The following is an 8,494-nucleotide window of genomic DNA, read 5'->3' on the forward strand; positions in this document are numbered from 1 at the left end:
CTGGAGGCTCGGGTCGCCCGTTCGGCGGACGGAGACGGACTCCGCCGAGAACCGTTCTGCAAGCCCTGGAAGGGCCTACTCAAAAGTTCACCGAGCCACCTGCCGGTCATGAAGAAGGCCCTGATTCTCGGAGTGGTCGTGATTGGACTTCTGGCCGTCACCAACCCTGGCATGGAGGCCTTCCGAACGTTCGTGCGAATCCACGCGGCAGACCGCATCGAGCGTGAACTGGGCCGCGGGGCATTGTCCGGCCTGATCGGCGGAGCCGGAAGCGAATTGCTCGCCGACAACATCTCGCAGTTCACGGAGCGACGCTCTTATCTCGTGGGCAGCACCTACGCCGTCGATCTGGATCAAGACGGGACCCCGAATGGACGAGTTCTGGGGGTCGCCGGGCAGTTCTTCGTGGTCGACGAGTTTCGGATCAAAGAGTAGTTGGCTCCGGAGCAGGCCGTCGTGGGGGCAGGCCTGGGTCGAATCCCGCCGCGGACATTTGCGTTATGTTCTACCATCCTAAGTCCAGTTTGTGCTTCGGGCGGACGGGAAGCTGCCCCGGCCGGAGTGCCGAACCAATTTGTACATCCCGATGAGCAAGCTCCGCACGCAAGACCCCGAGATCCACGACGTTATCCAGAAGGAGGTCCAGCGCCAGAACGAAGGCCTGGAGCTCATCGCGTCTGAGAACTTCGCCTCCCGGGCGGTCCTGGAGGCAATGGGCACGGCCCTCACCAACAAGTACGCCGAGGGCCTACCGGGCAAACGCTACTATGGCGGTTGCGAGTTCGTGGACCGGGCTGAGGAGTTGGCCCGCGACCGGGCCAAAGAACTCTACGACTGCGACTGGGTGAACGTCCAGCCCCACGCGGGGGCTCAGGCCAATGCAGCCGTCTACCTGACCCTCTTGGAGCCGGGCGACACGTTCCTGGGACTTGATCTGTCCCACGGCGGGCACCTCACTCATGGATCGCCCGTCAACTTTTCCGGCATCCTCTACAACGCCGAGTACTATGGTGTCGAGGAGGACACCGGGCGCATCGACATGAACAGGGTGCGCGACCGGGCCAAGGAGGTCGATCCAGAGATGATTTCAATCGGGGCCAGCGCCTATCCGCGCGACTTCGACTACGCGGCGTTCCGCGACATTGCCGACGAGGTGGACGCCCTCCTCTGGATGGACATGGCCCACACGGCCGGCCTTATCGCCGGGGGCGTGCTCAACGACCCGATGCCCCACACCCACGTCGTCACCACCACGACCCACAAGACGCTCCGGGGGCCCCGTGGGGGCATGATTCTGGTTGGGGAGGACTACGAGAACCCCTTCGGCAAGACGGCACGCAAGAGCGGGCGCACCAAGATGATGAGCGAGCTCCTGGACTCGGCCGTCTTTCCGGGCACGCAGGGCGGCCCACTCATGCACGTGATCGCTGCGAAGGCCGTGGCATTCAAGGAGGCGCTGCAGCCCTCGTTTACCGAGTACGCCGAGCAGATTGTCGACAACGCCCGGGCGATGGGAGCGACGCTCAGGGAGCGGGGGTACGACCTCGTGTCCGACGGCACGGACAACCACCTCGTCCTGATCGACCTTCGCAACAAGGGGCTGACCGGAAAAGAGGCCGAGCACGCCCTCGAAGAAGCGGGCATCACTGCCAATAAGAACATGGTGCCCTTCGACGACAAGAGCCCGTTTGTGACGAGCGGACTGCGCCTTGGGACGCCGGCCATGACCACCCGCGGCTTCGGCACGGAGGAGTTTGCCCGCGTGGCCGAGCTCATCGACCGGGTGCTTCAGGATCCGGACAATGAACGCGTGCAGGACGCCGTCGAACGAGAGGTCAGGGCCCTGTGTGAGGAGTTCCCGCTTTACGACTTCGTTGTGGCGTAGGGCGGAACGCGCCTGCGCGCCCGGTGGTTCACGCTTATCGTCTCACATGAGGCCCGATTCGCTCCACTCCCGTCACCTACGACCCTGCACAGATCCATGCCGTCCGTGGACCGAAGCACGCTCAGTTCCTCCACCCGGGCCGAACTCGTGGAGCTCGGACGCCGCCTCTACGAGCGTGCGCTCGTGCGCCGCGAGGATGAGCTGATCACCGATCCGCGGGGGCAACCTATCGGGTGGCTCCTGGACACGCGCGTGCCCATGCTGGACGGTGAGCTGTTCGGGGAGGTGGGCGAAGTGCTCAGCGAGCGTCTACGACAACGGGGGGCCCAGCAGGTTGTAGGGTATGGCTTTGGGGCCCATCCACTCGTGTGCAGTGTCCTGTCGGCGGAGGACGGAGACACGTTCAAAGGAGGCCTCGTCCGCGATGAGCGCAAGGAGCACGGGCGCCGTCGCCTCGTTGAGGGGCCGGTCGAGCCCGAAGAACCCGTCGTGATGCTCGACGACATCATCAACAGCGGCCGGAGCGCCTCGCAGGCCCTCACTCTCCTACGCCGCGCCGGCTTCACGGTAGAGGGGCTCCTCACCCTGTTTAACTTCACGTGGAGCAGCGGGCAGGACCGGATTGAGGCCGAAGGACTGTGGGTTGATTCGCTGCTCGACCTCAACCTCCGCGACGGACGGACCAGCGGTTCGGACAGCGCGTAGGAAGACACATCGAAGTGTGGGCTCCGGAAACTAGAGCCCATGCCGAATGGAGCGGGTCGATCCTTTCCCGTCGCAACGCAGTCGTAGTCGCATGTCCGAGGTCTCACCCTCACAGACCGAAACGCCTCCCGAGGTGCAGGGCGACGGGGCCCCGAGCGAGGACATGCATCCCGACGAGCGGGGCGTCATGCCGTTCCTCGACCACCTCGAGGAGCTGCGATGGACGATGATCAAAGGCGGGGCCGGGGTACTTTTTACGACGATTCTGTGTGCGTTCTTCAGCAACTGGATCATCGACCGCATCCTCCTGGGGCCGACGCGCACGGATTTCTTCATGTACGAGCTCCTGGGGATGTCCCCCGTCGAAGTAGATCTGCTCAACCGGACCATCACCGGCCAGTTCTTTGCCGACCTCGGCACCATCATCGTCGTCGGCATCATTGTCGGTTCACCGATCATGGTGTACTACGCGTGGCGGTTCATCGAGCCTGCCCTCTATCCGGGAGAGAAGAAGGGGATGCGATTCTCGGCGGTGTTTGCCACCTTCTTCTTCCTGCTTGGAGCGGCGTTCGGATACCTCATCCTCACCCCCCTGGCGTTCCAGTTCTTTGCGCAGTACACGCTGTCGCAGCAGATCAACAACATGTTCGACATCATGACCTACTTTAGGATGGTGTCGTTCTGGACGCTGGGGACAGGATTGCTCTTCGAGCTACCGGTGGTCGTCTACTTTTTGACGAAGGTAGGCATCTTGACCCCCGAGGCGATGCGGACCTACCGCAAGTACGCGCTCCTCGCAGTGCTTGCCGTGGCAGCCTTTCTGACCCCCCCGGATCCGATCTCGCAGATCATCGTAGCCCTGCCGCTGCTCGGGCTATACGAACTCTCGATTTACATCTCACGGTGGGTCTCGCGGCGTCGGCGAGAGGAGCTCGGCATGCTGGACGAGTAGCGCCTCCGCGTTGCTGGAGCCCCCCGAAGTCGTGTTGAACGAATGCACTTACGTTTAGCGAGAGCCTATGCACACCACGCGTGCAAGGACGTCACTTCTGGGAATCGCACTCGCGGCGTCACTGGGGATCGGTGTGCTTGTGGGGTTCTGGATGCCAGACGACGATCTCTTTGAACTGCGGAAAGGCTTTCGCATCTTCGGCGCGGTCTACGAAAAGGTCGTGACCGGGTACGTGGAGCGGGTGAACCCGAGTCACCTGATGCAGGTGGGGATCGAGGCGATGCTGGATGAGCTCGACCCCTACACGACGTTTATCGACGAGTCGGAAAGCACGCGGATCGACATTATCACCAAGGGACGGTACGGAGGCGTTGGCCTTGAGGTGGGACGCCGCGGCGGCAAAATCACGGTGGTTGCTCCCGTGGCGGGGGCCAGCGGCTACAAACAGGGAGTGCGAACCGGGGATGTCATCACCGAGGTGGCCAGTCAGTCAACGGCCGATCTATCGGTCGATGACGTGGAAACGCTCCTCCGCGGCGAGCCCGGGACTACGGTCCGCATCGTGGTGGAGCGGGAAGGAACGCCGGCCCCCCTCACGTTCACCCTCACCCGCGAGCAGGTCGATCTTCCCGACGTCGCGTACCGCGGACGGGTCGGCGAGGCGAACGAGATCGGGTATGTTAAGCTGGAACGCTTCACGCGGGACGCACCGAAGGCGATGGCGTCGGCCCTCAAAGAGTTGAAAGCGAAAGGGACCCTTCAGGGCGTCATCCTCGACCTGCGCGGCAATCCGGGCGGATTGCTCCGGGCGGCAGTGGGGGTGACGGCGCTGTTCGTGCCCCAAAACTCGGTGGTCGTCTCGACCCGTGGACGTCAGGACAAGACCGGAAACACGTACACGACCGGCCGGACGCCACTGCTGCCCGACGTGCCCCTCGTCGTCCTCGTTAATGGCAAGAGCGCCTCGGCGAGCGAAATTGTGGCGGGCGCGATTCAGGACCGCGACCGAGGAGTGATCTTGGGCACAACGACCTACGGAAAGGGACTCGTGCAGAAGGTGAAGTCTCTGCCCCACAATACCTCCCTCAAGCTCACGACGGCACAGTACTACACCCCGAGCGGTCGCACCATTCAGGCTCTGAATACAGCGGCCCGCGATACCAGTGTGTCAGAGTCGAGGGGCCAGCCCCACGAGACAGTCCATGGCCGCACGGTGCGCGACGGGGACGGCATCCGGCCAGACGTGCGCGTCTCGCCTCCGTCCCCCAGTCCCCTGGAGTCGGCGCTAACGCGGCGGGCCGCCTTCTTCCGCTACGCCAACCACTACGCCGCGACCCACGATACACTCACCGCAAACTTTTCGGTGACCGACCCGGAACTTGAGGCCTTTCGGACCTGGCTCGACCAGGAAGGGGCCCAATACCCGATCCAGGCGGAACAGTCCCTCGATTCGCTGCGGGCACGACTCAGGAAAGCAGGGTACGACGACGTGCAGGATGAGGCGGCCGCGCTGGATCGGGCGCTGCAGGAGACCAAGAAAAAAGCATTTCGCCGTCATGCATCGGCGCTGAAACGACACCTGAAGCGTGAGATTTTGTCCCGCTACGTCAGTGCTGATCGCCGGTTGGCCGCCCTCCTCCCTGGAGACAAGCAGGTTGAGGCCGCTACGGTACTGCTCGGACAGACCGACCGCTACCGCGATCTCCTGTCGCCTTCGGAGGAAAACTAGCGCACGAATGGAGAAAGCCTCTGCCGACGGATCCGAGAATGCCAGATGACGCTGGTTCAAGCCGTTCTGCTGGGCATTGCGGGGTTCGGGGCGGGCATAATCGCAGGCCTCGTGGGCGTGGGGGGCGGAGTAGTGTTTACGCCGATGCTGTTTGCCGTGTACGGAATATGGGACGTGCCGGCTGGGGTGCGCACGCCGCTAACCGTGGGTACGGGGCTCTTCTGCACCGGCCTGGCGGCGGGCACGAGTGCGCTCCATCATTACCGGCGCGGGGGAGTCGCCTCGCGCACGGCCTTGTACGTGGGCGCAGCGAGTTCAGCGGCGGTGGGGCTCGTCTCCGGCTTCGTGGTCACGCAGCCCTGGTACGACGCGACCCTTTTCCAGCTGCTCTTCGCGGCGGCCCTGCTCGTCGTGGTAGGCCGCATGGGAGGCCCGAGAACCAGGGACGCCACTCCGAGGATGGACCCGTCGACATCGCCGTGGGGAGCGTGGCTGGGCACCGGCACGGCGGCAGGCACCGTAGCAGCCGCCGTTGGGGTGGGCGGCGGCGTGGTCCTCGTGCCGGCCTACCATTGGGGACTGCGCCTCCCCATGCGGCGTGCCGTCGGCACGTCCAGCGCCACCATCGTCCTGATCTCGACCCTCAGTGCCGTCGCGTACGCCCTGCTTGGGAGCGGCGTGGCGGGCCGACCGGCGTTTGCGCTCGGCTACGTGGACGTGGGCACCGGACTCCTGCTGGCCGGGCCGGCGGTGCTCGGGGCTCAGGGGGGCGCAGCTCTGACCCACCGGTTCAGCACCCGGTGGCTACGGTGGGGCTTCGCGCTCCTCGCCGTCGTCGTAGCCGGGCGGCTGGTGTGGGGGGCCATCGGATGATTGAGTGCTCGTCTCTCCCTTCCGACCTGTTCGACCTGGATCAATGTCTCTTTCCCAGCGCCTTTTTGCGCGCACCCTTGCCTGGGGGGACGACGCGCAGCACCGAATCTACGGCGACCGCAAGCGGCAGCTCTTCTCGGACCTAGCGGGCACAGTCGTCGAAATCGGCCCGGGCACGGGCGTCAACCTTCGATACCTGCCCGATTCCCTCCGCTGGATCGGCCTGGAGCCGAACCCACACATGCACGGCTATATCCGTGACCGGCTCGACGGTCGTGCGATCGACGCATCCCTCCGCACCGACCCCGCGCAGGACACCGGCCTTCCGGACGACAGCGTCGACACGGTGATTAGCACGCTCGTGCTCTGCTCTGTGCCCGACGTGACGGACACGCTGGCCGAGGCGCGACGCATCCTGCGGCCCGGCGGGCAGCTCCGCTTTGTCGAGCACGTGGCGGCCGACGAGCACACCCCGCTCTGCTGGTTCCAGCACGGTATTCGGCCTGTGTGGAAGACGCTGGCCGACGGCTGTCACCCCCACCGCAGAACGGGCGCGATTTTGCAAACTTCAGGCTTCTCGTCGGTAGAGTTCGAACGATTTCGCGCCGGGGTTCCGCCGGTATCGCCACATATTTCGGGCATGGCGGTAGCGTAGGCAGAGAAGCGGGGAGCGCCGGACGAAGGAGGGGGAAGATGTGAAAGAGATGGACGAAGAACGAGGAGATGGGAACGATCAATTTGGGGGCAGAAGTATTGGCTCATCGTGAGTTCTTGATCGCACGTCTGCCCCCAGCCAGCCGCCCCGACCGAATGCCGACCACCCACCTGCTCGCCCGCGCCGTCATCCGAGACGAGGGACACCTGCTCGTCGTTCAGTCGGAAGGGCAGCCGCACACGTTTTTGCCGGGAGGGCACCATGAGTCCGGGGAGGGCCTGGAGGCATGTCTCCGCCGCGAGCTACACGAGGAACTTGGGGTGCGGGCCACCGTGGGGCGCTACCTCGGGGCCGTTGAACATCAGTGGACGCGAGCCGGCGAGCCGCAATACGAGGTAAACCATTGCTTTCTGACCACGGTGCCATCTTTGTCGGCGGGCGTAGCACCCACAGCCCGCGAGCAGTACCTGGCGTTCCGATGGGTCCCGGTTGAGAAGCTCGATGCCGCGTCCCTACAGCCGACCCCGCTGCGCACGCTCCTGGCTGGGAGGCCCGACCGGAACGCCCCATGGTGGGCCTCCACAGTGGCGCCGGATCCTTCCGGAAAAGAGAAGGAGGCAGGTGGTCACACGCCCAGAGAGAATCCAGGGTCTTCCGTCGGCTAGATGTTGGGAACACACTCGCCTGCGTTCCCTCTGCACACGCAGTGCCTTCCACCGTATGCAATGGGTGCGCCTGTCCGGGAACCCTCCAGGAACCTGACAGACGTCGACGAGCACCATATAAGCTGTACTGACTTCTCCACTTGTCCCCCGCTTGAAGCATGCCTCCTAAGCGTTTCCGGACCGAAATTGAAGACGACTGGACAGTGCGTAGCTGGCGTTGGTGGGGCGCCGTGCTCCTGGGCTGCATGTTTGTTTTGGGGTCGGCTGACGCACAGGCGCAGGACGAGGACCGACAGGCGCGCCTCCAGGAGCTGGCACAGGAAATGGCGGTCGAAGAGGAGCGCCGGAGCGCGAAGGTGCAGGCCTTCGCGGAGCGCACGGGAACCCCTCTTCGCATAGAACTGGGAGAGGGACGCATCGCCGTGCTTCGGGACGTCGAAGATGGGCAGCCGGTCTACGTTAGCACTACCAACCTCGGTGGGGCAGAAACCTCCTCGGTAGACGACGTGTGGCCCGGGGGGAGTTTGGAGCTCTCTCTCACGGGGCAGACCGAGACTCTCGGGATTTGGGAGGTCGGAGGGGTGGTTCGGGCCTCCCACCAGGAGTTTGGAGGACGGGTTGACATCCGAGACGAGGGGGAACCGACCAATCATGCCACCCACGTGGCGGGCACGATGTCCGCGACCGGGGTCAACAGTGTCGCCAAAGGCATGGCCTTCCAGGGGACGGTTCATTCGTACGATACTGGAAACGTCGGGAGTGAGCTGGCGTCGGCCTCGGCTGAGGGACTTCGGGTGTCAAACCACTCGTGGGGGTACATCAAGGGATGGAGATACGATCGGGAAGAGCGGATGTGGCGATGGTTCGGGGATCCGTCCGTCAGCGAAACGGAGGACTATCGCTTCGGATTCTACGGCGCCTTCGCGCGGGCCTGGGACCAGATTGCTTACAATGCTCCCCGCCACGTCATCGTCAAGGCTGCCGGCAACGATCGAAATGACGCTCCATCGAGCCAACCGGTCGAGCATCT

The 8,494-nt window shown here is 64.3% G+C and carries 9 protein-coding genes; all 9 read left to right on the plus strand.

The window, feature by feature from the left end:
- The first annotated feature begins 108 nt into the window (after window positions 1-108).
- Window positions 109-435 carry a DUF4359 domain-containing protein gene (locus ABEL04_RS04245; RefSeq protein ID WP_375801140.1) on the plus strand — a complete coding sequence of 109 codons (327 nt, stop codon included), beginning with the start codon at window positions 109-111 and terminating at the stop codon, window positions 433-435.
- A 151-nt stretch (window positions 436-586) separates the two neighbouring features.
- The gene (glyA, locus tag ABEL04_RS04250) at window positions 587-1,885 is read left to right on the plus strand and encodes a serine hydroxymethyltransferase (RefSeq protein WP_375801141.1); all 1,299 of its coding nucleotides are present in this window, start codon (window positions 587-589) and stop codon (window positions 1,883-1,885) included.
- Window positions 1,886-1,981: 96 nt separating this feature from the next.
- Window positions 1,982-2,590: an orotate phosphoribosyltransferase gene (locus ABEL04_RS04255; RefSeq protein ID WP_375801142.1), complete on the plus strand. Its 609-nt coding sequence runs from the start codon at window positions 1,982-1,984 to the stop codon at window positions 2,588-2,590.
- Window positions 2,591-2,681: 91 nt separating this feature from the next.
- Complete coding sequence (tatC, locus tag ABEL04_RS04260) at window positions 2,682-3,542, plus strand: twin-arginine translocase subunit TatC (RefSeq protein WP_375801143.1); 861 nt, start codon at window positions 2,682-2,684, stop codon at window positions 3,540-3,542.
- 151 nt (window positions 3,543-3,693) lie between these two features.
- Complete coding sequence (locus ABEL04_RS04265; protein WP_375801144.1) at window positions 3,694-5,271, plus strand: S41 family peptidase; 1,578 nt, start codon at window positions 3,694-3,696, stop codon at window positions 5,269-5,271.
- Between the two features lie 45 nt (window positions 5,272-5,316).
- Window positions 5,317-6,144, plus strand: a complete 828-nt coding sequence (locus ABEL04_RS04270; RefSeq protein ID WP_375801145.1) for a sulfite exporter TauE/SafE family protein — start codon at window positions 5,317-5,319, stop codon at window positions 6,142-6,144.
- A 43-nt stretch (window positions 6,145-6,187) separates the two neighbouring features.
- Window positions 6,188-6,799, plus strand: a complete 612-nt coding sequence (locus ABEL04_RS04275) for a class I SAM-dependent methyltransferase (RefSeq protein ID WP_375801146.1) — start codon at window positions 6,188-6,190, stop codon at window positions 6,797-6,799.
- A gap of 155 nt (window positions 6,800-6,954) precedes the next feature.
- Window positions 6,955-7,464 (plus strand): NUDIX domain-containing protein, encoded by a 510-nt coding sequence (locus ABEL04_RS04280; protein WP_375801147.1) that lies wholly within the window; start codon window positions 6,955-6,957, stop codon window positions 7,462-7,464.
- A 158-nt stretch (window positions 7,465-7,622) separates the two neighbouring features.
- A partial coding sequence (locus ABEL04_RS04285) for a S8 family serine peptidase (protein ID WP_375801148.1) occupies window positions 7,623-8,494 on the plus strand: 872 nt, incomplete at its 3' end.

Source organism: Salinibacter sp. (assembly GCF_042218895.1).
Taxonomy (GTDB): domain Bacteria; phylum Bacteroidota; class Rhodothermia; order Rhodothermales; family Salinibacteraceae; genus Salinibacter.